Source organism: Halomonas nitroreducens (assembly GCF_003966155.1).
In the GTDB taxonomy this organism is placed as follows: Bacteria; Pseudomonadota; Gammaproteobacteria; order Pseudomonadales; family Halomonadaceae; genus Halomonas; species Halomonas nitroreducens.
Genome location: NZ_RXNS01000025.1, coordinates 18,633 through 40,559, shown reverse-complemented (window position 1 = coordinate 40,559; position 21,927 = coordinate 18,633). Strand labels below are relative to the sequence as shown.

At 67.0% G+C, this 21,927-nt stretch carries 21 protein-coding genes; 11 read left to right on the top strand and 10 right to left on the bottom strand.

Features of this window, described 5'->3' with window-relative positions; translation table 11 throughout:
* From EKG36_RS19235 to EKG36_RS19220, 4 genes are all read right to left on the bottom strand, one after another.
* Positions 1 to 901 (bottom strand): FAD-binding oxidoreductase (locus tag EKG36_RS19235; protein ID WP_148113490.1); only part of this gene is annotated, 901 nt, incomplete at its 3' end.
* Between the two features lie 200 nt (positions 902 to 1,101).
* Positions 1,102 to 2,592 (bottom strand): CoA-acylating methylmalonate-semialdehyde dehydrogenase, encoded by a 1,491-nt coding sequence (locus EKG36_RS19230; protein ID WP_126486896.1) that lies wholly within the window; start codon positions 2,590 to 2,592, stop codon positions 1,102 to 1,104.
* Between the two features lie 49 nt (positions 2,593 to 2,641).
* A complete protein-coding gene (locus tag EKG36_RS19225) occupies positions 2,642 to 3,925 on the bottom strand; it encodes a M24 family metallopeptidase (protein ID WP_126486895.1) in 1,284 nt (427 codons plus the stop codon).
* A 76-nt stretch (positions 3,926 to 4,001) separates the two neighbouring features.
* The gene (locus EKG36_RS19220; protein ID WP_126486894.1) at positions 4,002 to 4,886 is read right to left on the bottom strand and encodes a HalD/BesD family halogenase; all 885 of its coding nucleotides are present in this window, start codon (positions 4,884 to 4,886) and stop codon (positions 4,002 to 4,004) included.
* A gap of 103 nt (positions 4,887 to 4,989) precedes the next feature.
* On the opposite strand from EKG36_RS19220, the gene EKG36_RS19215 reads away from it, so the two are divergent.
* Positions 4,990 to 5,877, top strand: a complete 888-nt coding sequence (locus EKG36_RS19215; RefSeq protein ID WP_126486893.1) for a LysR family transcriptional regulator — start codon at positions 4,990 to 4,992, stop codon at positions 5,875 to 5,877.
* A 34-nt stretch (positions 5,878 to 5,911) separates the two neighbouring features.
* Here the strand turns inward: EKG36_RS19215 and EKG36_RS19210 are convergent, their stop codons facing one another.
* Together EKG36_RS19210 and EKG36_RS19200 are read right to left on the bottom strand one after the other, a co-directional pair.
* Positions 5,912 to 6,388: a YbhB/YbcL family Raf kinase inhibitor-like protein gene (locus EKG36_RS19210; protein WP_126486892.1), complete on the bottom strand. Its 477-nt coding sequence runs from the start codon at positions 6,386 to 6,388 to the stop codon at positions 5,912 to 5,914.
* A gap of 373 nt (positions 6,389 to 6,761) precedes the next feature.
* Positions 6,762 to 7,661, bottom strand: a complete 900-nt coding sequence (locus tag EKG36_RS19200) for a LysR family transcriptional regulator (RefSeq protein WP_126486890.1) — start codon at positions 7,659 to 7,661, stop codon at positions 6,762 to 6,764.
* A gap of 159 nt (positions 7,662 to 7,820) precedes the next feature.
* Here EKG36_RS19200 and EKG36_RS19195 point away from each other — a divergent pair, with 159 nt between their 5' ends.
* The 5 genes from EKG36_RS19195 (at position 7,821) to EKG36_RS19175 (ending at position 11,976) form a co-directional block, all read left to right on the top strand.
* Complete coding sequence (locus EKG36_RS19195) at positions 7,821 to 8,363, top strand: cytochrome b (protein ID WP_126486889.1); 543 nt, start codon at positions 7,821 to 7,823, stop codon at positions 8,361 to 8,363.
* Positions 8,364 to 8,402: 39 nt separating this feature from the next.
* On the top strand, positions 8,403 to 9,302 hold the full coding sequence (locus tag EKG36_RS19190; RefSeq protein WP_126486888.1) for an MBL fold metallo-hydrolase: 900 nt from the start codon (positions 8,403 to 8,405) through the stop codon (positions 9,300 to 9,302).
* Between the two features lie 165 nt (positions 9,303 to 9,467).
* A complete protein-coding gene (locus EKG36_RS19185) occupies positions 9,468 to 10,235 on the top strand; it encodes a glutathione S-transferase family protein (RefSeq protein ID WP_126486887.1) in 768 nt (255 codons plus the stop codon).
* Positions 10,236 to 10,374: 139 nt separating this feature from the next.
* Positions 10,375 to 10,836, top strand: coding sequence for a flavodoxin family protein (locus EKG36_RS19180; RefSeq protein WP_126486886.1), 462 nt, complete (start codon positions 10,375 to 10,377; stop codon positions 10,834 to 10,836).
* A gap of 63 nt (positions 10,837 to 10,899) precedes the next feature.
* Entirely contained in the window at positions 10,900 to 11,976 is a 1,077-nt protein-coding gene (locus tag EKG36_RS19175) for a TAXI family TRAP transporter solute-binding subunit (RefSeq protein ID WP_126486885.1), read from the top strand.
* A 72-nt stretch (positions 11,977 to 12,048) separates the two neighbouring features.
* On the opposite strand, the gene fadA is transcribed toward EKG36_RS19175, so the two are convergent.
* Together fadA and fadB are read right to left on the bottom strand one after the other, a co-directional pair.
* Positions 12,049 to 13,227, bottom strand: coding sequence for an acetyl-CoA C-acyltransferase FadA (gene fadA / locus EKG36_RS19170; RefSeq protein WP_126486884.1), 1,179 nt, complete (start codon positions 13,225 to 13,227; stop codon positions 12,049 to 12,051).
* Between the two features lie 32 nt (positions 13,228 to 13,259).
* Complete coding sequence (gene fadB, locus EKG36_RS19165; protein ID WP_126486883.1) at positions 13,260 to 15,437, bottom strand: fatty acid oxidation complex subunit alpha FadB; 2,178 nt, start codon at positions 15,435 to 15,437, stop codon at positions 13,260 to 13,262.
* A gap of 150 nt (positions 15,438 to 15,587) precedes the next feature.
* Here fadB and EKG36_RS19160 point away from each other — a divergent pair, with 150 nt between their 5' ends.
* Entirely contained in the window at positions 15,588 to 16,823 is a 1,236-nt protein-coding gene (locus EKG36_RS19160; RefSeq protein WP_126486882.1) for a DUF5924 family protein, read from the top strand.
* Positions 16,824 to 16,892: 69 nt separating this feature from the next.
* Positions 16,893 to 17,333 (top strand): transcriptional regulator SlyA, encoded by a 441-nt coding sequence (gene slyA / locus EKG36_RS19155; RefSeq protein WP_126486881.1) that lies wholly within the window; start codon positions 16,893 to 16,895, stop codon positions 17,331 to 17,333.
* Between the two features lie 21 nt (positions 17,334 to 17,354).
* Here the strand turns inward: slyA and EKG36_RS19150 are convergent, their stop codons facing one another.
* Entirely contained in the window at positions 17,355 to 17,885 is a 531-nt protein-coding gene (locus EKG36_RS19150) for a preprotein translocase subunit YajC (RefSeq protein ID WP_126486880.1), read from the bottom strand.
* A gap of 110 nt (positions 17,886 to 17,995) precedes the next feature.
* On the opposite strand from EKG36_RS19150, the gene EKG36_RS19145 reads away from it, so the two are divergent.
* Positions 17,996 to 18,448: a universal stress protein gene (locus EKG36_RS19145; RefSeq protein ID WP_126486879.1), complete on the top strand. Its 453-nt coding sequence runs from the start codon at positions 17,996 to 17,998 to the stop codon at positions 18,446 to 18,448.
* Positions 18,449 to 18,498: 50 nt separating this feature from the next.
* Here the strand turns inward: EKG36_RS19145 and EKG36_RS19140 are convergent, their stop codons facing one another.
* A complete protein-coding gene (locus tag EKG36_RS19140) occupies positions 18,499 to 20,439 on the bottom strand; it encodes an ATP-binding cassette domain-containing protein (RefSeq protein WP_126486878.1) in 1,941 nt (646 codons plus the stop codon).
* 115 nt (positions 20,440 to 20,554) lie between these two features.
* Here EKG36_RS19140 and EKG36_RS19135 point away from each other — a divergent pair, with 115 nt between their 5' ends.
* Together EKG36_RS19135 and EKG36_RS19130 are read left to right on the top strand one after the other, a co-directional pair.
* Complete coding sequence (locus EKG36_RS19135) at positions 20,555 to 21,451, top strand: TatD family hydrolase (RefSeq protein ID WP_126486877.1); 897 nt, start codon at positions 20,555 to 20,557, stop codon at positions 21,449 to 21,451.
* Complete coding sequence (locus EKG36_RS19130; protein ID WP_126486876.1) at positions 21,444 to 21,923, top strand: hypothetical protein; 480 nt, start codon at positions 21,444 to 21,446, stop codon at positions 21,921 to 21,923. The genes EKG36_RS19135 and EKG36_RS19130 overlap by 8 nt, the downstream gene beginning before the upstream one ends.
* Positions 21,924 to 21,927 lie beyond the last annotated feature (4 nt).

The window sequence follows — 21,927 nt, the reverse complement described above, 5'->3', positions numbered from 1 at the left end:
GCAGCGCGTCCATGAAGCCCGCGTAGCGCACGTTGACCAGGGTCGAGTGGGCGGGGATCGGCAGCACATTGAGCACCGCCTCGCTGGTGAAGGCCAGCGACCCCTCGGCGCCGCACAGCACGCTGTTGAGGTCGAACTTGCCGTCCACGGTGCGCAGGTGCGCCAGGTCATAGCCGGTCAGGCAGCGGTTGAGCGGCGGGAAGGTGTCGCGGATGCGCTCGCGCTCGGTGTCGATGATCGCCCGGGCCTCCCGATGCACCCGGCCCACGGCGTCGTCGCGCTCGCACAGGGCGTCGAGCTCGGCCTCGTCCACCGGCCGGGTGGTCAGCCGCTCGCCGCCGAGCAGCACGCTGTCGAGCGCGAGGACGTGATCGCGGGTCTTGCCGTACTCGCAGCTGCCCTGGCCACTGGCGTCGGTGGCGATCATGCCGCCGAGGGTGGCGCGATTCGAGGTGGAGAGCTCCGGGGCGAAGAACAGCCCAAAGGGCTTGAGCGCGGCGTTGAGCTGGTCCTTGACCACCCCGGCCTGGACCCGCACCCGGCGGGCCGCGACGTCGATGTCGAGGATGGCGGTCATGTGCTTGGAGACATCCACCACCAGGCCGTCGGTGAGCGACTGGCCGTTGGTGCCGGTGCCGCCGCCGCGGGGCGCCAGCACTACCCGGCGGAAGTCGTCGCGGCCGGCCAGCCGGGCGATGCGCTCCAGGTCCTCGGCGCCCCTCGGATAGAGCACCGCCTGGGGCAGGCGCTGGTAGAGGGAGTTGTCGGTGGCCAGCACCGTGCGGTTGGCGTAGTCGGGGGCGATGTCGCCCTCGAAGTCGGCGTCGCGCAGGGCCTCGAGGAAGTGCAGGTAGGGAGCGTGCCGAGCCTGGCGGTGTTCAGGGGCGAGTCGAGCGATCATCGGCGAGGTCGACCGGGCAAGAATGTGCGGCACATCAAACCATGCTCCCCCTCCTCTCGAGCGGCAGGAAGACGCCACCTCGGGACACTTTTCCGACATCGAGCCTCGGCAAACGACGACGCCTCCGCGCTGCAGGGCACGGGGGCGTCATGGGTACCGGCCCACCAAGGAGCCGTAGAGACACGGTCAGTCCGACACGGTCAGTTCGACGGGAAGTTGAACTGCGCGGTCTCCTGCTCCGCGCGCTGCGGCCAGCGCTGGGAGACGGCCTTGCGGCGGGTGTAGAAGCGCACCGCGTCGGGGCCGTAGGCGTGCAGGTCGCCGAACAGCGATTCCTTCCAGCCGCCGAAGCTGTGGAAGGCCACCGGCACGGGCAGCGGCACGTTGATGCCGACCATGCCCACCTCGATGGCATCGCTGAAGCGGCGGCCGGCCTCGCCATCGCGGGTGAAGACGCAGGTGCCGTTGCCGTACTGGTGGGCGTTGATCAGCGCGATGGCCTCCTCGAAGGTCTCGACGCGGACCACGCACAGCACCGGGCCGAAGATCTCGTCGCGATAGATGTCCATCGCCGGGGTCACCCGATCGAACAGGGTGGCGCCGAGGAAGTAGCCCGGCGACCCCTCGACCAGCGGATGGGTGCGGCCGTCGATCACCAGCTCGGCGCCGGCCTGCTCGCCCTGGGCGATGTAGCCGGCGACCTTGTCGCGATGCGCGGCATTGACCAGGGCGCCCATGTCGAGGCCGCGCTCGGTGCCGGGGCCGATCTTCAGGGTGCGGGCCTGGTCGGCGAGCTTGCCGACCAGGGCGTCGGCGGTGTCGTCGCCCACGCAGACGGCCACGGAGATCGCCATGCAGCGCTCGCCGGCGCTCCCAAAGGCGGCCCCGATCAGGGTGCTGGCGGCATTGTCCAGGTCGGCGTCGGGCAGCACCACGGCATGGTTCTTGGCGCCGCCCAGGGCCTGGACGCGCTTGCCGTTGTCGGCGCCGCGCCGGTAGATGGCCTTGGCCACCGGCGTGGAGCCGACGAAGGACAGCGCCTTGACGTCCGGCGCGTCGATCAGCGCCTCCACGGCCTCGCGGTCGCCATGGACCACGTTGAAGATGCCGCGCGGCAGGCCCGCCTCGTCGAGCAACTCGGCCATCTTGAGCGCGGCCGAAGGCACCTGCTCGGAGGGCTTGAGGATGAAGGCGTTGCCGCAGGCGATGGCCATGGGGTACATCCACAGCGGCACCATGGCCGGGAAGTTGAACGGCGTGATGCCGGCCACGACGCCCAGCGGCTGGTGGTTGGACCAGGTGTCGATGCCCGGGCCGGCGTTGTGGGAATACTCGCCCTTGAGCAGCTCCGGCACGCCGCAGGCGTACTCGACGTTCTCGATGCCGCGCTTGAGCTCGCCCATGGCGTCCTCGAGCACCTTGCCGTGCTCCTCGGCGACGATCCGGCAGATCTCGTCGGCATCGCGCTCGAGCAGCATCTTGAAGCGGAACATCACCTGGGCGCGCTTGGCGGGCGGCAGGTCGCGCCAGGCCGGCTGGGCCTCGCGGGCGGCGGCGATGGCCTGTTCCACGGTGGCCGCGTCACCCAGGGTCACCTGGCGGATGGCCTCGCCGGTGGCCGGGTTGAACACGTCGAGCGGGCGGCCGCCGGCCACGCGCTCGCCGGCGATCCAGTGGGGGATGTCTGTCATGGGGTCTCTCTTGGATTCGTTGGCACAGCACTACTGAGCGGTGGCGTTCTCAGACTTCCTGGTCGAGCAGGGCCTCGTCGAAGGGATAGCGCGAGAGCTTCTCGATGCCGGTCTCGGTGACCAGCACCTCTTCCTCCAGCTTGACGCCGTCGGCGGCGCCGACCTCGCCGATATAGCTTTCCACGGAGACGACCATGCCGGGCTCCAGGATGCCGTCCTTGGAGAAGCGGTCGAAGTCCATGTGGTGGGCCACCAGAGGCGTCTCGCCGTGCATGCCCACGCCGTGGATAATCGACGGGTAGCGGCGGTCGAGGAAGCGCTCGGGGATCTTCCAGGCCTGCTCGGCGATCTCGCGGTAGCTCATGCCCGGCTTGAGGATGCCCATGTTGTGGTGCACCTGGTCATAGGCCATGCGGTACAGGTGCTTCTGGTAGGCGCTCGGCTTGCCGGGGCCGACGTGGAAGGTGCGCGAGAAGTCGGAGTAGTAGCCATGGCAGCCGATGGTGTCGGTGTCCAGGGCCACCAGCTCGCCGGGACGGATCACCCTATCGCTTGCCTCGTTGAACCAGGGGTTGGTGCGCGGCCCCGAGGACAGCAGGCGAGTCTCGATGAACTCGCCGCCCTGGCGGATGACATCGCCGTACATGATGGCGAACAGCTCGTTCTCGGTGACGCCCGGCTTGATGGCGGCCTCCACCTCGGCCACGGCGGCCTCGCTACCGGCCATGGACTGGGCCAGGCAGGCCACCTCTTCCGGGGTCTTGATACGCCGGCAGTGCAGGGTGTCCTGCATGCAGTCGAAGACCTCCAGGCCCTGGGCCTCCAGCGAACGCGCCAGGTTCAGGGCGCAGCGATCGAGGCCGATCTTCCTGTTGCCGCGGCCGTGCTCCTCGATCAGCTCGGCGATCTCGATGCCGAAGGGATCGGAGGAGAGGTTGTCGCGCTGGTTGACCGCGGACCACACCACCTTGGAGGTCCGCGACTCGTCGATGGTCTCCAGCCAGGTGGAGACGTGAGCGCTGCCCGGGTACTCGAAGAGGATCACCGGGCCGTCGAGCGGCACGTAGATGTAGCGGGTGGAATTGCGCAGGAAGTAGCCGAACATGTTGCGCGAGCCGGTGGCATAGCGCTGGTTGTAGGGGTCGAAGAGCACCACCGCGGCGTAGCCCTGCTCGGCCATCATGGCGCGCAGGCGCTGCAGGCGACCGGCCCGCAGCTGCTTGGGGTCGAAGGCGGTGGGGATGCTGTCGCCGTTGGCCATGGGCGCCGACGGCACCACCGGAATCCGCTCCGGCTCGTTGTCGGTCAGCTTCTCGAAATCCACGATACTCATATCAGGGTCCAGTTCTTTCCGTTGTCGGTATGGGGCATCCCGCGGAGGCAGGAGCGGGAAAAATGGCGAAGGCGATTCAGTCGGCCAGGGCGTCGCTGCGCTGCATGCCTTCCTTTAGCAGCCGCTCGTGCACCGGTGCCATGCGACCGAAGATGCGCTGGGCACGCTCGGGACGCCCGATGAAGCCCGGCTCCTTGGCATAGGCGAAGATCACGGTGTGACGCTCCTTGTTACCTTCCACCGGGGTGACCCGGTGCAGCGAATAGCGCCCGAAGAAGATCTGCAGATCGCCAGGCTGGAGGTCCAGGGACTTGAGCCGCGAGCGATCGCCGTCGATAACCTGCTCGACCTCCTCGAAGTTCTCGCCTTCGGGGCTGCGGATGCCCGGGGCATACTCGAAGCGGCCGCCGCCGTGGGACTGGCGGGTCATCATGGTGACGATGAATTCGTTGGTGTCGTAGTGCCAGGGATGCTGACAACCCTCGCGCAGCACGTTGACCACCAGGTCGGCCAGCGGGTCGGCATACTGGTGAATGTCTTCCATGCCCACCACCGTAGCGATGAAGCGCTGGAAATCCGCGTTCTGGTAGACCTGGCGGATGATGGTCTCGTCGCCGATGCGGTCGCCGGCGACGAAGCCGTTGGTGCGGTCGTCGAAGCGGTTCACCGGGTGGTGGGCCGGCTTGTCGGGATCGGCAGCGCTGTTGTAGGGGTTGGTCTCGGTCTGGTTGTAGTGGGCCGCCGGCGAGAGCCGCTCGGTCTCGCGCTCCAGGCGCGCCAGGGCCGCCTCGGGAACGAAGTTCTTGAGCACCACGCAGCCGTCCACCTCCAGCTGGCGGCGGCAGCGGTCGATCAGCTCGCGCCCCGCCGCGCCGTCGAGGTCATCGAGGGGATAGCGGGCTAGATCGATGAGCCCCTGAAGGGAAGCGTCGTGCGCATTGACCGAGGTGTCTACAGGCATGAAGGATCTCCGATTCCGAATACACGCTAGACACCTTAGAACCCATCACCTCATAATAAAAATGAATGATTGAGATACAACCAATTTCAAAGGCTCATCAATAATGGATACCGCGCTACTCCGCACCTTCGTCACCGTGGCCGAGTGCCAGGGATTCAGTGCCGCCGGCAAGGTGCTGCATCGCACCCAGTCGGCGGTGAGCCTGCAGATCAAGCGGCTCGAGGACCAGATGGGCCAGGCGATGTTCGAGCGCACCAGCCGCAGCGTGCTGCTCACCGCCCATGGGGAGCGGCTGCTGCCCTATGCCCGGCACATGCTCAAGCTGGAGGACGAGGCTCGCGAGGCCCTCGGCGAGGAGAGCCGCGGCGAGCTGATCCGCTTCGCCACCTCCGAGGAGCAGGCCAGCGCCTACCTGCCCGAGTTGTTGCCCCGTCATGCCCGGCGCTTCCCCGATACCCGCCTGGAGCTGCACTGCGATATCAGCGCCGACCTGGTGCGCCAGTTCCAGGAGGGGCTGCTGGACGTGGTGCTGTCGATCCGCCACATGCCCACCCAGTCCGGCCAGCTGCTGGGCTGGGAGCCCATGGTCTGGGTGGTGGCCGAGGACTGCCGAGTGGATCAATGGGAGACGCTGCCGCTGGCTCTCAACCCGGAGGGCTGCATCTTCCGGGCCCATGCGCTCTCGGCCCTGGGCCGAGAGGAGCGGCGCTGGGAAGCGAGCTACACCAGCCAGTCTCCCACCGGCATCAACCTGCCGGTGCAGGCGGGGCTGGCCGTGACCGTGAAGACGCCACGCAGCATTCCGACGGGTTGCCGGATCGTCGGTGATGAGGAAGGCCTGCCGCCACTGGGCCAGGTGGAGATCGAGTTGCATCGCCGCCCGGGACACAACAGCGAGGCGCTGGATGCCTTCTGCGAGGAGCTCGAGCGTATCGTCACCCAGAACGAGGACGTGGCCGCCCCGGAGCCTGGCGAGGTGGCCGCGAGCTGACCCCGCGCCGGCGGCGCGGGATCCCGGCCGCCGATCAGTCGCGGCGGTAGGTGCCGATCAGGCGATTCATGCCGATCAGGTGGGGCTCGACCTGCTTGAGCAGCTCGATCATCGAGATCCCCTCGGGCAGGGCAGTGGCCTTGTCCAGCGCCAGCACCCAGAAATAGTAGTGGTGCAGGCCGTGGCCCTCGGGGGGCATGGGACCACCGTAGCCGTTGCGGTTGAAGTCGTTGCGCCCGCGCGTGCCCGCCGCGGTGGCCTCCTTCAGCGAGGTGTCGGCGGTGGGCAGGTTATAGAGCACCCAGTGCACGAAGCCATAGCTGCCGTGCTGCACGAGGGGCGCATCCGGATCATGGCAGATCACCGCGAAGCTCTTGGTCTCCTCCGGGGCGTTCGACCAGCTCAGCGGCGGCGAGAGGTCGTCCCCTTCGCCGGTGTACTTGATGGGGATCTCGCCCCTGTCCCGGAAAGCGGAGCTTTCCACCTGCATCTTCGAGAAGGCAAAGGCCATGGGTTGGGTCCTCCCTGAAGGAACGGGTTGGCGATTTCAGCGTCGGCAACCGGTCGACGCCTGTCAACGACGCCCTGCCATGGCATGATGGCGGCGAGCCGCGTCTTCAACCGGAGGAAGAGGAGGAAGCGACTGCTGATCGTGGCCCATGCGCCCTCTGCCAATACCCGGCGCCTGCGCGAGGCCGCCGAGCGCGGCGCCCGCCACCCGGACAGCGAGGTGGGAATCAAGGCGCTCAGAAGGACTTGTTCATATCACCGAGACGCCCACTACTGCAGGAGAAGCAGTGAATGAGTCCAGCCCACAGGGCCGACCAGTGTGTCCTCCATCGCCGGGATGGATTCGCAGGATGACACATGAAAGTCACTCGTTCTTATGCAGTCTCGTCGTGACTCCATGCTTCAACAAGGTAATCCACAAGCGTCCGCACTTTCTGCGAGACAAACTTAGTGTTGGGAAACACGGCATATAAGCCGGTACTGGTCGGCATATAATCGTCGAGAAGCGTTTCCAGCTGGCCTTGCTTCAAGGCATTCGACACCATGAATGTCGGCGCCCTGAGTATGCCGATGCCATCCAGCGCGGCGCTCAGTAATATATTCCCATTTTCCGAATGGAGGCCTCCCTTCACCTTGACATTGATACCCTTTCGCTGCTCGTCCTGGAAGAACCAGCTGTCCGGGTTTTGCCCCTGTGAATAGATCAGACAGTTGTGTCCCGCGAGCTCATCGGGATTCGTTGGGCGTCCATACCTTTGTAGATAACCGGCTGATGCACAAACGTGAAACCGGCATGACATCAGCCTCCGTGCCATGAGGCTCGAATCCTGTAGCTCGCCAACCCGAAGCGCCACATCGATCCCTTCTTCTACCAGATCGACAAAACGGCCCGTGATACGGATATCCAGCTCGAGCTTGGGATATTTCTCCTGAAATGCCGGAAGGGCTTCGGCCAGCAGGAACATCGCCAGGCTCTCAGGGGCCGAGATTCGCAACCTCCCCTGTGGCTCGCTTTGAAGGGGAACAATGGATTGCTCAGCCTCGTGAACGTCGGACATGATTTTCCGGGCATGGACAACAAACATCTCACCCGCCTGGGTGAGATGTAAGCGCCGGGTCGTCCGATGTAAGAGCTGCACTCCCAGATGCTTCTCCAGCAACGCAACCTGCTTGCTGACGACAGGCTTGGAAACCCCCAAAGCCTGGGCCGCCGCCGTAAAACTGCCATTGTCCACGACGGCTGCAAATGTCTCCAAATAGGGAAGAATCGTCATATTGGCTAAAATCGGGAAACAGTTTGTTTCTCGTTACCATGTTTATGCACAAAGGGCAAGCCACTAGACTCCTTTTCATGTGCTTCGACCGAGATTGAGTCCAGGTCATCAAGCGATTTCACGGCACAGCAACATGCACAACCCACTGGGAGACATATCGTGTTAAAGAATACGGCCATCAGCTATGGCATCGTCGCGAAAACCTTCCACTGGTTGCTGTTGCTGATGCTGGCCTCTTCCATCGTCATGGGCAACCTGCTCGCTGCGCTGCCAAAAGGACCGGAGAAACTCCAGGCGGCCGGTATGCACAAGTCGTTTGGCGCCCTCCTGCTGGCACTGATCCTGCTGCGCCTCTTGTGGCGGCTGATCAACGAGACACCAAAGCTCCCCGACAGCACCACGATGGTTCAGGCCATCCTGGCCAAGGGCATGCATGGGGTGCTGTATCTCCTGATGTTCTTGCAGCCGCTCTCGGGCATCCTCATGTCGCAGGCCGGGGGCATCCCGGTCAGCGTCTTTGGTCTTTTCGAGTTCCCGATCCTTCTCGACAAGAATCCCGGCCTGGCGGAACTTGCCCGCAGCATTCATAGAGCCGTCTGGATCCTGCTGGTGTTGGCCACACTCGGCCACGTCGGTGCAGCGCTGCATCATCACTTTATCAAGAAAGATCATGTGCTGAAGCAGATGACTTTTGGCAAGTGAGCCTCACTTCATGATCATTTCGAGCGGAAGGATAGCACCATGAAACAACGATTTTTCCATTTGCTACTGCTGATCAGCCTGTTCTTTTCTCCGGTCGCCATGTCGAATAGCTTCCCCACCCAGGAGCCGATGGGTGGCCAGGCATTCGGGCATAGTGTGAAGGAAATCGGTGACGGCCTCTACGTGTTCCGCTGGTGGGTCTACCGGAATGTCTTCCTCGTGACCGATGAGGGCGTTATCGTGACGGACCCCCTGAACCCCAGGGCCGCCGAGCTATTGCGCGACGAGATCGGCAAGATCACCGACAAGCCCGTCAAATACGTCATCTACAGCCACAACCACCATGACCATATCTCGGGGGGGACAGTCTTCGAGGACGAAGGCGCGGCATTCATCGCTCACGAGAACGTGCAGCGAGAGCTGGGCGACCATCCAAGCCCCGTCATCCCCTCCCCGGATATCACCTTCGATGATACCTATACCCTGGAGCTGGGCGGCAGAACGGTGGAGCTCAGCTACTTCGGTCCCAACCATGGCGACAGTCTGGTGGTGATGCGTCTACCGGAAGAGAAGATCCTGTTCATCGTCGATATCGTCACCCCGCGCCGGGTGGCCTTCCGGAACATGCCCGACTTCTGGCCCGACGAGTGGATCCGCTCGCTCCAGGAAATCGAGCAGATGGATTTCGATTACGTCATCTCGGCGCATGGCCCGGCAGATCAGCCCGCCATTGATCCGGCCGCGGTGGTCGCGGAACAGCGCCACTACCTGGAGGACCTGATGGCGGCCGTCAAGGAGGCCATGGACGCCGGCACCCATAGCCCGGATGAGCTCAAGGAAACCATTACTCTCCCAGAGTACGAGCATTGGCGCTACTACGACGAATGGCTGCCGATGAATATCGAGCGTATCTGGGCCTACTATCACATGGGCTGGTAAGACGGTCGTTTTACGGGCAGCCGTTGGCGATACCAGCGGCTGCCGGAAGGCCCCGATGCGACCTTATGCGCTTTCGCATGCGGGCTTCTGTCGACCATCGAGCTCCCTGGCCTGACCTTCCTTCTTCCCCTTTACCCCACGTTCACGCCCCCCGGGATCGACGCCATGCCTTCACTGACGCTATACCATCACCCGCTTTCCGTTTGCTCCATGAAGGTTCGCCTGGCACTGGTAGAGAAAGGACTCGACTGGTCGGGTCGAGTGATCGATATTGTCCGGGATCAGGAACAACTCGATCCCTGGTATATCAAGCTGAACCCCAAGGGCGTCATCCCCACCCTCGAGTCACACGATGACTCGACGGAGGTAGTGACAGACTCTGCCAGAATCATACGGTTTATCGCTCCGCTGCCGGAAGGCAACTCGCTTCTCCCCGCCAGCAAAGAACAACTTCAGCGGATGGAGGAGCTGATTGACCGGGCGGACGGGATCGACCTTCAGATCCTCAGCTATGCTCGCCACCCTTCCATGGCGAAATCCGAGAAGATCCTGGATGCCCGCATCAACAAATCGCGGTTGCTGGCTGAACAACACCCCGAACTCAAGGACAGCTACCAGGCAAGCGCCGAAAGGTCAGAAAAGAGCAAGAGCTTCCGGGTAGACGAGCACCATATCAAGGATATCGAGCGAAAGGCTGTGGAGTCCCTGTCGTTTGCCGAGAAGCAGCTGAACGACAACACCTTCCTGCTTGGCGACACCTATTCCCTGGCCGATGTAATCTGGACGGTGGTCCTCTCGCGGCTTGACCTGCTGGGCTATACCGACTGGGTTCACGGGGACACCTTCCCTCGGCTGACAAGGTTCTACCAAGACGTCAGAAGCCGCAGAAGCTTCTCTCTCGCTCAGATTCAGAACGAGTGGTGGGAGAAGTAGACGGCTCACGGATTGTCGAGTCCCGGGTGAACTCAGCCTGACTTGCCGCCTCCCGAAGGCGGCGAGGCTCGCGAGACTGTCAACGACGCCCTGCCATGGCATGATGGCGGCGAGCCGCGTCTTCAACCGGAGGAAGAGGATGAAGCGACTGCTGATCGTGGCCCATGCGCCTTCTGCCAATACCCGACGCCTGCGCGAGGCCGCCGAGCGCGGTGCCCGCCACCCCGACATCGAGGACGTCGAGGTGGTGGTCAAGGCGCCGCTGGAGGCCGGCCCCGAGGACGTGCTGGCCTGCGACGCCATCCTGCTCGGCACCACCGAGAACCTGGGCTACATGAGCGGCGCGCTGAAGGACTTCTTCGACCGCAGCTACTATGCCGTGCTGGAGGAGAAGCAGGGCCTGCCCTGCGCGCTCTACGTGCGCGCCGGGCGCGACGGCACCGGCACCCGCCGCGCCGTGGAGGGGATCGTCACGGGGCTGCGCTGGCGCTGGGTGCAGGAGCCGCTCATTCTCCGCGGCGAGTGGCAGGAGGCCTTCGTCGACCAGGCCGAGGAGCTGGGGCTCTATCTGGCCGCAGGGCTCGACGGCGGCATCCTCTAGGGGGCATGGCTATGCTGAGGCTATCGACGCCCGTTGTGTCGTCGCCTGCTCAGGAGGTGCGCCATGCAATCCCCTCGGACGAGGTCGCCGCAGGCCATCGCCCCGGCTCGTCCCAGGCTGCGCCCTGCCCTGCTGCTGCTGGGTGTCCTGGCGTGGCCGCCCGTGCAGGCCCAGGACGACGCCGCGACCATCGTCATCGCCACCGCGAGCCCTGCCGGGGTCTACCATGCCACCGGCCGCACCCTCTGCCGGCTGCTCGATGTCCCCTGCGAGGCGCGCACCAGCGATGGCTCCGCCGCCAATCTCGAGGCGGTGCGGACCGGCGAGGTAACCGTCGCCCTGGCCCAGTCGGACCTCCAGCACTATGCCGTCAGCGGCACCCGGGGCTTCACGGGCGCGGGACCGGACCCCACGCTGCGGGCCGTCATGTCGCTGCACGGCGAGCCCTTCACCCTGGTGGCCCGCCGCCGTAGTGGTATCCAGGGCTTCGCCGACCTCAAGGGCCACGCCGTGAATGTCGGCAATCCGGGATCGGGGCAGCGCGGCACCATGATGACCCTGCTCGAGGCCTGGGGCTGGACACTCGACGCCTTCCAGCCCGCCTACGCGCTGCCCGCCGACCAGCAGTCGCTGGAACTCTGCCACGGCAAGATCGACGCCATGGTCTACACCGTGGGCCACCCCAATCCCTCCATCGAACAGGCCGTGCGGCTGTGCGATGCGCGCCTGGTCGACGTGACCGGCCCGGCGGTCGACCACCTGGTGGCCGAGACCCCCTACCTGGCTCATACCACCATCCCGGGCGGGCTCTACGCCGACGACCAGCCGGCGGTCGAGACCTTCGGGGTCCGCGCCACCCTGGTGGCCTCGGCGGACAGCGACCCGGAGGCCGTCTATGCCCTCGTCGCCGCGGTCTTCGACGACCTCGAGGCCTTCAAGTCCCGGCATCCCGCCTATGCCGACCTCACCCCGCAAGGCATGATCCACGAGGGGCTCTCGGCGCCGCTCCACGAGGGCGCCAAGCGCTACTACCGGGAGCGCGGCTGGCTCGACAACGAGGCCGCCCCGGCGCAGGAAGGGGACGAAGCGCAGCCGTCGGGTGCCGGCGATGCCGGCGATCCCGTGGCGTCCGACCGCTGACTCGCGAAACGCACAACGGCACCCCGGAGGGTGCCGTTGTGGTGGTGCCGCATGGCAGCCAGCGCGACTCGCCTATTTCAGGCGTTCGAACACCGTGGCCACGCCCTGCCCCATGCCGATGCACATGGTCGCCAGGCCCAGGGTGGTGTCCTGCTCGCGCATCACGTTGAGCAGGGTGGTGCTGATGCGCGCCCCGGAGCAACCCAGCGGGTGCCCCAGGGCAATGGCCCCGCCGTGAAGGTTGACCGCCTCGTCCATGCGATCGCGCAGGCCGAGGTCCTTGAGCACCGGCAGCGACTGGGCGGCGAAGGCCTCGTTGAGCTCCACGGTCTGGATATCGTCGATGGTCAGCCCGGCGGTCTTCAACGCCTTCTTGCTGGCCGGAACCGGCCCGTAGCCCATGATCGAGGCGTCGCAGCCCGCCACGCCGGTGGACAGCACCCGGGCGATGGGCGCAAGGCCCAGCGCCTGGGCGCGCTCGGCACTCATCACCGCCATGCCGCTGGCGCCTACCGACAGCGCCGAGGAGGTGCCGGCGGTCACGGTGCCGCCCCGCGGATCGAAGACCGGCTTGAGCGAGGCCATGCTCTCCAGGCTGGCATCGCCGCGGATCACCTCGTCGCGATCCACCCGGACGCGGAAGCCGCGGTCGTCGTGGCCCTCGACGCCGATGATCTCGTTGTCGAAGCCGCCGTTGTCCAGGGCAGCCTGGGCGCGCTGGTGGGAGCGCACGCCGAAGGCGTCCTGGTCTTCCCGGGAGATGCCGTGCATCTTGCCCAGCAACTCGGCGGTCAGGCCCATCATCATGGCCGCCTTGGCGGCATGTTTGCTGGCCGCCGGGTTGACGTCGACGCCGTGAGTCATGGGCACGTGCTCCATGTGCTCGACGCCCCCGATCACGTAGAAGTCCCCCATGCCGGCGCGGATGTTGGCCGCGGCGATATGCAATGCGCTCATCGAGGAGCCGCACAGGCGGTTGACCGTCTGGGCCGGCACGGTGCGCGGGATGCCGGTCATGATCGCCGCGTTGCGGGCGATGTTCATGGCCTGCTCGAGGGTCTGGTTGACGCAGCCCCAGATGACGTCGTCGACCTCCTTGGGGTCAAGGCCCGGATTGCGGTCGAACAGCGCCTGCATCACGGCGGCGGACAGGTTCTCGGCACGCACGTGGCGGAAGGCGCCGTTCTTGGCCTTGGCCATGGCGGTACGCACGCCGTCGACCACCACGATGTCTCTCGGATTCAAACTCATCGAACTCGTACTCCTTAATAGCACGTGGTGAATCAGGCCTGCTGGGCATCCTGATAGAAGCGCTCGCCAACGCGGGCCATCTCGCGAAGCCGGTCGGTGGGCGCATAGAGCGGCCCCAGCTCCTCGGCCAGTTCATCTGCCTGGGCGACGAAGGCGTCGAGGCCCATGGCGTCGATGTAGCGCAGGGCGCCGCCGCGGAAGGGCGGGAAGCCGATGCCGTAGATCAGCGCCATGTCGGCCTCGGCGGGCGTGCCGACGATGCCGTCCTCCAGGCAGCGCACGGTCTCCAGGCACAGCGGCACCATCATGCGCGCGATGATCTCCTCGTCGCTGAACTCGCGCTCGCCCTCGGCCAGGTCCTTGACCAGGGCGATGGCGTCCTCGTCGACGACCTTCTTCGGCTTGCCCTTCTTGTCTTCCTCGTAGGCATAGAAGCCCTTGTCGGTCTTCTGGCCCAGGCGGTCGTGGTCGACCATCAGCTGGATGACACTCTTGCCGCTGTCGCTGCCCATGCTCCCCATGCGCTCCGGGAAGCCCTCGGCCATCACCTCGCCGGCATGCACCGCGGTGTCCATGCCCACCACGTCGAGCAGGTAGGCCGGGCCCATGGGCCAGCCGAAGCGCTCCATCACCTTGTCGACCCGCCGGAAGTCGGCGCCCTGCGCCATCAGCTGGCTGAAGCCACCGAAGTAGGGGAAGAGCACGCGGTTGACCAGAAAGCCCGGGCAGTCGTTGACCACGATGGGCGTCTTGCCCATCTTGCGGGCGTAGGCCACGGTGGCCGCCACCGCGGCATCGCCGGTCTTCTCGCCGCGGATCACCTCGACAAGCGGCATGCGGTGGACCGGGTTGAAGAAGTGCATCCCGCAGAAGTTCTCGGGGCGCTTGAGGTTCTCGGCCAGGCGGGTGATCGAGATGGTCGAGGTATTGGAGGTGAGGACAGTGTCATCATCGACCTGCTCCTCCACCTCGGCGAGCACCGCGCCCTTGACCTTGGGGTTCTCGACCACGGCCTCGACCACCAGGTCGACGTGGGCGAAATCGCCGTAGGACAGGGTCGGGCGGATGTTGGCGAGCCTCTCGGCCATCTGCTCGACGGAGAGCTTGCCGCGCTCCACCTGCTTGGCGAACAGCTTGCGGGACTCCTTGAGCCCCAGCGCGATGGCCTCCTCCTTGATGTCCTTCATCAGGATGGGCGTGCCCTTGGAGGCGCTCTGGTAGGCGATGCCGCCGCCCATGATCCCGGCGCCCAGCACCGCGGCCTGGTCGATGGCAGTGGCCTGCTTCTCGTAGCCGGCGCCCTTCTTCTTGACCACCTGGTCGTTGAGGAACAGGCCGACCAGGTTGTAGCAGACATCGCTGAGCGCCAGCTTGCCGAAGGCCTTGGCCTCGATGGCCTGGGCCCGGGCGCGCTCCTCGCCGGCGCCCTTCTGGACGACCTTGATGGCCTCCACCGGAGCCGGGTAGTGCGGCCCGGCCTTGCCGGCCACGTAGCCCTTGGCGGTCTCGAAGGCCATCATCTGCTCGATGGCGTCGAGCTTGAGCGGCCCGGTCTTCTCGGCCCGGCGGGCCCGGTGGTCGAGCTCGCCGGCGTTGGCCCGGGCCAGGATGTCCCGGGCCGCCGCCTCGAGGGCCTCGGCGGTCACCACCGCATCGACGGCACCGACCTTGAGGCAGGCCTCGGCCTTGTTCTCGGTACCGCCGGCGATCCACTCGATGGCGTTGTCGGCACCGATCAGCCGCGGCAGGCGCACGCACCCGCCCCAGCCGGGGAGGATGCCCAGCTTGGTCTCGGGCAGGCCGATCCTGGCGGTCTCGGCCATGACCCGGAAGTCGGTGGTCAGGGTGACCTCGCAGCCGCCGCCCAGGGCCAGGCCGTTGATCGCACTGACGGTGGGAAACGGCAGGTCCTCCAGGGCATTGAAGATGCCATGCACTCGCTCGAGCATGGCCTGGATCTCGTCCTGCCCCTTCTCGAACATGCCGTGGAACTCGGTGATGTCGGCCCCGACGATGAAGGCCTCCTTGGCGCTGGCCAGGATCAGGCCCTGCAGGCCGGCCTCGGCACCCAGGGCCTCCACCGCCTGATCGAGCTCCTGGACCACCGCGGTGGAGAGCTTGTTGACCGACTCGCCCTTCAGGTCGAAGGTCAGGGTGGCGATATCGTCGTCACCACGAGCCACCGTGATGGCGTTGCCTTGATAGATCATCCACGAATCTCCGTGCAGGAATTCATACGGCCGTTTGATTTTGACAGCTTGGTCCAGTCCGGCGACGGCGTCAAGCCCCGTGCCGGCATTCCGCCAGGCGTCGCCATGACGCGACTCCCGGGCTCGGGGCCGGGCTGGTAGGATGCGAGGATGTCCAGTGAACGCTCCGTGTCCGATGCTTCCCCGCCGCCCGCCAAGGGCCGGCGTCTCGATGCCTGGCAGCAGCATCTGGAGCGGCTGGCCGTGCGCGCTCGGCCCTGGAGCTGGCTCTGGCCGCCGGTGGCCTTCGCCGCGGGGGTCGGCAGCTTCTTCCTGGTGGAGCGCCAGCAGTGGCTCGGCGCCATGCTGGCCCTGGGGATGCTGCTGGCCTGGGTGCTGCTGCTCTCGGAGAGCCTGATCGGACGCCTGCTGTCGCGACGGGGCTATCCGACCCTGCCTCGTGGTGTGACCACCTTCATCGCCCAGATGATCCACCAGGAGACGCTGTTCTTCACCCTGCCCTTCCTGCTGGCGACCACGGTGTGGTCCAGCGGCCAGGCGGTGTTCACGCTGCTGATGCTGGGCCTGGCGGTGCTGTCGATCCTCGACCCGCTCTACTACCGCCTGGCCGATCGCCACCGCTGGCTGTACTTCGCCTTCCACGCCCAGTGCGTCTTCCTGGTGGTGCTGGTGGCGCTGCCGACCCTGCTCCACCTGACCACCGGCCAGAGCCTGCTGCTGGCGCTGGCCGCCATGGTGATCTTCAGCCTGCCGAGCCTGATGCACCTGCTGCGCCCCATGACCCGGGGACGCTGGCTGGCCATGCTGGCCCTGCTGCCGCTGCTCGCCGGCGCCGGCTGGGCCGGCCGCCTATGGGTCCCCCCCGCCAGCCTGTGGCTGTCCGGCCACGCCCTGTCACCGAGCTTCGATGAGCAAGCCCGGGCTCCGGAGGGCGGCCTGCGCCTGACCCCCGAGGCGCTGGTCGACCACGGGCTATACGCCTATACGGCGATTCATGCGCCGCGGGGGTTGCGCGAGGAGGTCGTCCACGAATGGCGCCACGAGGGCAAGCTGGTCGACCGCATTCCCCTGGTGATCAAGGGCGGCCGCGAGGAGGGATACCGGGCCTGGACCCACAAGCAGAACTTCCCCGAGGCGGTGCTGGGAACCTGGCGGATCGACGTGATGACTGCCAGCGGGCAACGCATCGGCGTGCTGCGCTTCCGGGTCAGCGAGACGCCGGAACAGGCGACCCTCGCCGACGGCCGGATCCAGTCCCCGCCGGGGGTTCCCGGTCTCGACCTGCGCCGCCTGATCGCTCGCCCTACCGGGCCCTCGGCCAGCGACACGGATAAGGGCGCGCCGCCGCCAACCACGACGCGCGAGGACGGCGCCGGGACGCCCTGAGGGTGTCACTTGCATTACACGCTAACGCTCCGGACAATCCAGCCAGGCTTTCCCGCAATGCAGAGTCCCATGCATCAGAACATCGGCTTCCAGCTTGCCCGCGTGCCCCGCCTGTGGCGCGCCATCATCGACCGGCGCCTGGCCCCTGAGGGGCTGACCCAGACCCGTTGGGTCACCCTCTACCACCTGTGGCGACTGGGCGACGACCAGCCCCAGTGTGACCTCGCCCGGGCGATCGGCGTGGAGGCCCCCTCCCTGGTGCGCACCCTCGACCAGCTCGCCGAGCAGGGGCTCATCGAGCGGCGCCCCTGCGACCAGGACCGGCGCACCAAGCGCATCTTCCTGACCCAGGCGGCCATGCCATTGCTCGAGCGCATCGATGCCGTGGTCAGCCAGGCACGCCGGGAGATGCTCGCCGGCCTCGCCGACGAGGAGGTGGCGCAGCTCAGCGAGCTGCTGTCGAGGATCGAGGCCAACGGCATGGCGATCCAGGCCCGCGAGGAGCCCTGAACGCCGCCGGCTCGGCGGGGATCAGGCCCGCGGCGATTGCAGGCGGCGATGGGCCCCGGGGCGATCCGGCCGGTTGGCCAGGCTGTCGCGCAGCTCGGCGAAGTCCGCCGCCAGCGACTCCAGGGACGCAATATCCAGCGACTCGTCCCACCACAGGGTCAGCGCCGCCGCCCCCGACTCCACCACCAGCGCATCCTCCGGCAACCGTGCCAGCAGCGCCAGCAGCCGTTCCTGGGCGGCGTCCGGCAGGGGCCGCAATGGCTCCATCCGCCAGCGCCAGCCGGCCTGGTAGCGCTTCAGGGCCTGGCTGGCAACGGCATCGCGCACCAGCACGAAGTCCGGCCCCGGCTGCTGGGCGGGATAGGGCCAGCGATAGGCGGGCAGCATCTCGCCGCCGTCGTGCAGCGGCGAGTTCTCGATGCGCACGATGATCCCGGCATGCCGGGCGGCCTCGCGCAGCTGGATCAGCCGCTGCTGTCTTGGACTCGGGCGCAGCCACATGGCCGGGGCAAACACCAGCCCCACGACCCCCAGGATGATCAACCAGACCATATAACCGTTTCCTGTTCGAAGATTGATGCAAGTCGTTGTCGTGGCTCGCCAAGCATCCTAGAGTGGAAGGCATTCCACCACCCGCTGGACACCCTGCCGGAGGCAATGCCATGAGCAACGAGTATCGTCACGTCCTGGTCGCGGTCGACCTGACCAAGGACTCCCACAAGGTGCTGGAACGCGCGATGCAGATCGCCGACCGCAACCAGGCCAGGCTCTCCATCATGCATACCCTCGAGCCCCTTGGCTTCGCCTACGGGGGCGATATCCCCATGGACCTGACCAGCATCCAGGACCAGCTCGACGAGCACGCCAAGCAGCGTCTCGCCGAGATCGCCGATCCCCACGTGTCCAAGGAGAACCAGCACGTGGTCGTGGGCATGCCCGATACCGAGATCCACCGCTTCGCCGAGGAGCAGGGCGTCGACCTGATCGTGGTCGGCTCCCATGGCCGTCACGGCTTCGCCCTGCTGCTGGGCTCCACCTCCACCGGGGTGCTGCACGGTGCCAAGTGCGATGTCCTGGCGGTGCGTGTCGGCAAGGAGGGCGAGGCCGAGGAATAGGCCTTCCCCCTCCTGGTTCCATCAGGCGCCCTCGCGGCGCCTTTTTTGGCTCAGGCCTCGCCGGCAGCCTGGGCCTCCAGCTCCATCCAGCGCTCCATGGCGGTTTCCAGCTCGGCCTGCTTGTCGCTCAGGGCCTGGAGGGTCGCGGTGACGGTCTCGCTGTCCTGCTGGTAGAAGGCCGGGGCGCCGACCCGGGCCTCGAAGTCGGCCACCTCGCCCTCGAGGCGCTCGATCGTCGCCGGCAGGGCGTCGAGTTCGCGCTGCAGCTTGTAGGAGAGCTTGACCCGCTTGGGGGCCGTCGCCGGGGTCGCCTCGGTCGCCGCCCTGACAGGCTCGGCCCTGGCCGGCGCGGCCTCGGCCGAGGGTTCGGCGCCCTGGCGGGCCGCGCCCTCCCAGGGGGCCGGCGGCAGCTTGCCGCCCTGGCGCACCCAGTCGCTGTAGCCGCCCACGTATTCGCGGACCCGGCCCTCGCCCTCGAAGGCCAGCACGCTGGTCACCACGTTGTCCATGAAGGCCCGGTCGTGGGAGACCAGCAGCAGGGTGCCGTCGAAGTCGAGCAGCAGCTCCTCGAGCAGCTCCAGGGTCTCGACATCCAGGTCGTTGGTGGGCTCGTCGAGCACCAGCACGTTGGCCGGCTGGGTGAACAGCCTGGCCAGCAGCAGCCGGTTGGATTCGCCGCCGGACAGCGCCTTGACCGGCTGGCGGGCGCGCTCCGGGGTGAACAGGAAGTCCTGCAGGTAGCTCATCACGTGGCGGTCCCGCCCGCCCACGGTGACCCGGTCGCTGCCTTGGGCGACATTGTCGTAGACGCTCTTCTCCGGCTCCAGCCCGGCACGCAGCTGGTCGAAGTAGGCCACCTGCAGCTTGGTGCCCATGCGTACCTGCCCCTCGGTGGGCGCGAGCTCGCCGAGCAGGATCTTGAGCAGGGTGGTCTTGCCGGCGCCGTTGCGGCCGATGAAGCCGATGCGATCGCCGCGCTGGATCTCCAGGCTCAGGTCGCGGATCACCGTCTCGTCGCCATAGCGCTGGGTGACGTGAGAGAGCTCCACCACCCGCTTGCCGCTGCGCTCGCCGGTGTCCACCGAGAGGTTGGCGCGCCCCTGGCGCTCGCGGCGCTCGCCGCGTTCGCGACGCATCTGCTGCAGGGCGCGCACGCGGCCCTCGTTGCGGGTGCGCCGGGCCTTGATGCCCTGACGGATCCAGGCTTCCTCCTGGGCCAGCTTCTTGTCGAACTCGGCGTTCTCCCGGGCCTCGACCTCCAGCTCGTGGGTCTTCTGCTCCTGGTAGCGGGCATAGTCGCCCGGGTAGCGCCCGAGGCGGCCGCGATCGAGCTCGAGGATCGCCGTGGCCAGCCGGGACAGGAAGGCCCGGTCGTGGGTGATGAAGAGCACCGCGCCGTTGAAGTCGGCGAGCTGTTCCTCGAGCCAGGCGATGGTGTCCAGGTCCAGGTGGTTGGTGGGCTCGTCGAGCAGCAGCAGGTCGGGCTCGGCCACCAGAGCCCGGGCCAGCGCGACCCGGCGCCGCCAGCCGCCGGACAGTTCAGCCATCTCGGCATCCTCGGGCAGCCCCAGGCGGGTCAGCACCACGTCGATGCGCTGGTGGAAGGACCAGCCATCGATGGCCTCGAGGCGGGTCTGCAGCTGGGCCATGCGCGCCATGTCCGGGTCGGCTTGCTGGACCAGGTGGTGGTATTCCGAGAGCAGCTCCCCGGCCTCGGGCAGGCCCTGGGCCACCACGTCGAAGATGGTCTCGCCAGAGGCATCGGGCAGGTCCTGAGCCAGCACGCCGATCTTGAGGCCGGGTGCGCGCCAGATGCTGCCGCCGTCGGGGACGATCTCGCCGGCGACCAGCTTGAGCAGGGTCGACTTGCCGGTCCCGTTGCGGCCCACCAGCGCCAGGCGCTCGCCCTTCTCCAGCACCAGATCGGCGCCGTCGAGGAGCACCTGGGGACCGTAGGCCAGTTGCAGCTGTTCCAGACGTAGCAGGGTCACGCGCTCACCTCTTGGTTCATCGAGGGCGCCAGTGTAACGCATGGCCGGCCCGACGTGGCCCCACCCCACCTCTCCCGGGTACAATGCGCGCCCGCTTTCACAGGAGTGTTCCGCCTTGGCCGACGCAACGCCCCCCTTCGATGACGTGCTGCCCGAGGCGCTGAGGTTCCGTTCGCCGGCCCCGCTGGTGGACATCGGCGCCAATCTGACCCACGAGAGCTTCGCCCGCGACCTCGAGGCGACGATCACCCGCGCCCGGGCCGCCGGGGTGACGACCCTGATCCTCACCGGCACCGACCGCGCGCATGCCGAGCAGGCCGTGATGCTGGCCCGCCGCCACCCGGGCCTGTATGCCACCGCCGGCGTGCACCCCCACGATGCCAGCCAGTGGTCGCCGGGGCTCGCGGCCGCCATGCGCGACCTGCACCGCGAACCGGAGGTGGTCGCGGTGGGCGAGTGCGGCCTGGACTTCAACCGCAACTTCTCGACGCCCGCCGAGCAGGAGCGCGCCTTCGAGGCCCAGCTCGGCCTGGCCGCGGAGAGCGGCCTGCCGCTGTTCCTCCACGAGCGTGATGCCGGCCGCCGCATGCGCGAGATGCTGCATGCCTGGCGCGACGACATCAGCCAGGCCGTGGTGCACTGCTTCACCGCCGACCGCGAGACCCTCTACGGCTACCGGGATCTCGACCTGCATATCGGCCTGACCGGCTGGCTGTGCGACGAGCGCCGTGGCCACCACCTGCGCGAGCTGGTCGGCGAGATTCCCCTGGATCGGCTGATGGTGGAAACCGACTGCCCCTACCTGCTGCCGCGCAATTTACCTGCCAAACTCAAGGGCAGGCGCCACGAGCCGGCCCTGCTGCCCTGGATCGTGCGCGAGATCGCCCACTGGCGCGGACTGACGGAGGCCGAGCTGGCCCAGGCCACCACCGCCACCGCCCTCGCCTTCTTCGGGCTCGACACGCACCACGACGCATATCACGCCCTCGAGGAGGGACCCCGACATGGATGAGCTGCCCGCCTTCATTGCGGTCGAGACCGGCGACGACGGCGACCTGCCACTCTCCATCGCCTGGACGCTGCCCGATGGCCGCGTCAAGCACACCCTGATCCAGCCGGACGACGACTGGCTCGATGACGAGCTGGTCTCGCTGGGGGCCTACAGCCTGGAGGAACTGACCAGCATGGGCGTGAGCCCGCTGGACGTGATCCGCGAGCTGGAGACCGACCACTTCAACGCCACCCTCTACACCGCCGGGGTGGGCGACGACGAGGCGGCGCTCTCCCGGCTGTTCGAGACCTACGGGCTGGACCCCTTCGTCGAGCTCGCCCCCGCCGAGAGCCTCTACGGCGGTCTCGCCCCGGGCGACTGGGCGCGCGCCCGGGGCGAGCTGTTCGGCGAGCTGGGCCTCGAGCCGCTGCGCCCCGAAGAGGAGATCCAGGTGATGCTGACCCTGCACCAGCGGCTGCAGGAGCTCGACTAGGGCC

Excerpts from the sequence above, each read along its gene's own strand:
- EKG36_RS19230 (WP_126486896.1), bottom strand. The coding sequence starts at position 2,592 with ATGACAGACATCCCCCACTGGATCGCCGGCGAGCGCGTGGCCGGCGGC.
- EKG36_RS19225 (WP_126486895.1), bottom strand. The coding sequence starts at position 3,925 with ATGAGTATCGTGGATTTCGAGAAGCTGACCGACAACGAGCCGGAGCGG.
- EKG36_RS19220 (WP_126486894.1), bottom strand. The coding sequence starts at position 4,886 with ATGCCTGTAGACACCTCGGTCAATGCGCACGACGCTTCCCTTCAGGGG.
- EKG36_RS19215 (WP_126486893.1), top strand. The coding sequence starts at position 4,990 with ATGGATACCGCGCTACTCCGCACCTTCGTCACCGTGGCCGAGTGCCAG.
- EKG36_RS19210 (WP_126486892.1), bottom strand. The coding sequence starts at position 6,388 with ATGGCCTTTGCCTTCTCGAAGATGCAGGTGGAAAGCTCCGCTTTCCGG.
- EKG36_RS19200 (WP_126486890.1), bottom strand. The coding sequence starts at position 7,661 with ATGACGATTCTTCCCTATTTGGAGACATTTGCAGCCGTCGTGGACAAT.
- EKG36_RS19190 (WP_126486888.1), top strand. The coding sequence starts at position 8,403 with ATGAAACAACGATTTTTCCATTTGCTACTGCTGATCAGCCTGTTCTTT.
- EKG36_RS19185 (WP_126486887.1), top strand. The coding sequence starts at position 9,468 with ATGCCTTCACTGACGCTATACCATCACCCGCTTTCCGTTTGCTCCATG.
- EKG36_RS19180 (WP_126486886.1), top strand. The coding sequence starts at position 10,375 with ATGAAGCGACTGCTGATCGTGGCCCATGCGCCTTCTGCCAATACCCGA.
- EKG36_RS19175 (WP_126486885.1), top strand. The coding sequence starts at position 10,900 with ATGCAATCCCCTCGGACGAGGTCGCCGCAGGCCATCGCCCCGGCTCGT.
- fadA (WP_126486884.1), bottom strand. The coding sequence starts at position 13,227 with ATGAGTTTGAATCCGAGAGACATCGTGGTGGTCGACGGCGTGCGTACC.
- fadB (WP_126486883.1), bottom strand. The coding sequence starts at position 15,437 with ATGATCTATCAAGGCAACGCCATCACGGTGGCTCGTGGTGACGACGAT.
- EKG36_RS19160 (WP_126486882.1), top strand. The coding sequence starts at position 15,588 with ATGTCCAGTGAACGCTCCGTGTCCGATGCTTCCCCGCCGCCCGCCAAG.
- slyA (WP_126486881.1), top strand. The coding sequence starts at position 16,893 with ATGCATCAGAACATCGGCTTCCAGCTTGCCCGCGTGCCCCGCCTGTGG.
- EKG36_RS19150 (WP_126486880.1), bottom strand. The coding sequence starts at position 17,885 with ATGGTCTGGTTGATCATCCTGGGGGTCGTGGGGCTGGTGTTTGCCCCG.
- EKG36_RS19145 (WP_126486879.1), top strand. The coding sequence starts at position 17,996 with ATGAGCAACGAGTATCGTCACGTCCTGGTCGCGGTCGACCTGACCAAG.
- EKG36_RS19130 (WP_126486876.1), top strand. The coding sequence starts at position 21,444 with ATGGATGAGCTGCCCGCCTTCATTGCGGTCGAGACCGGCGACGACGGC.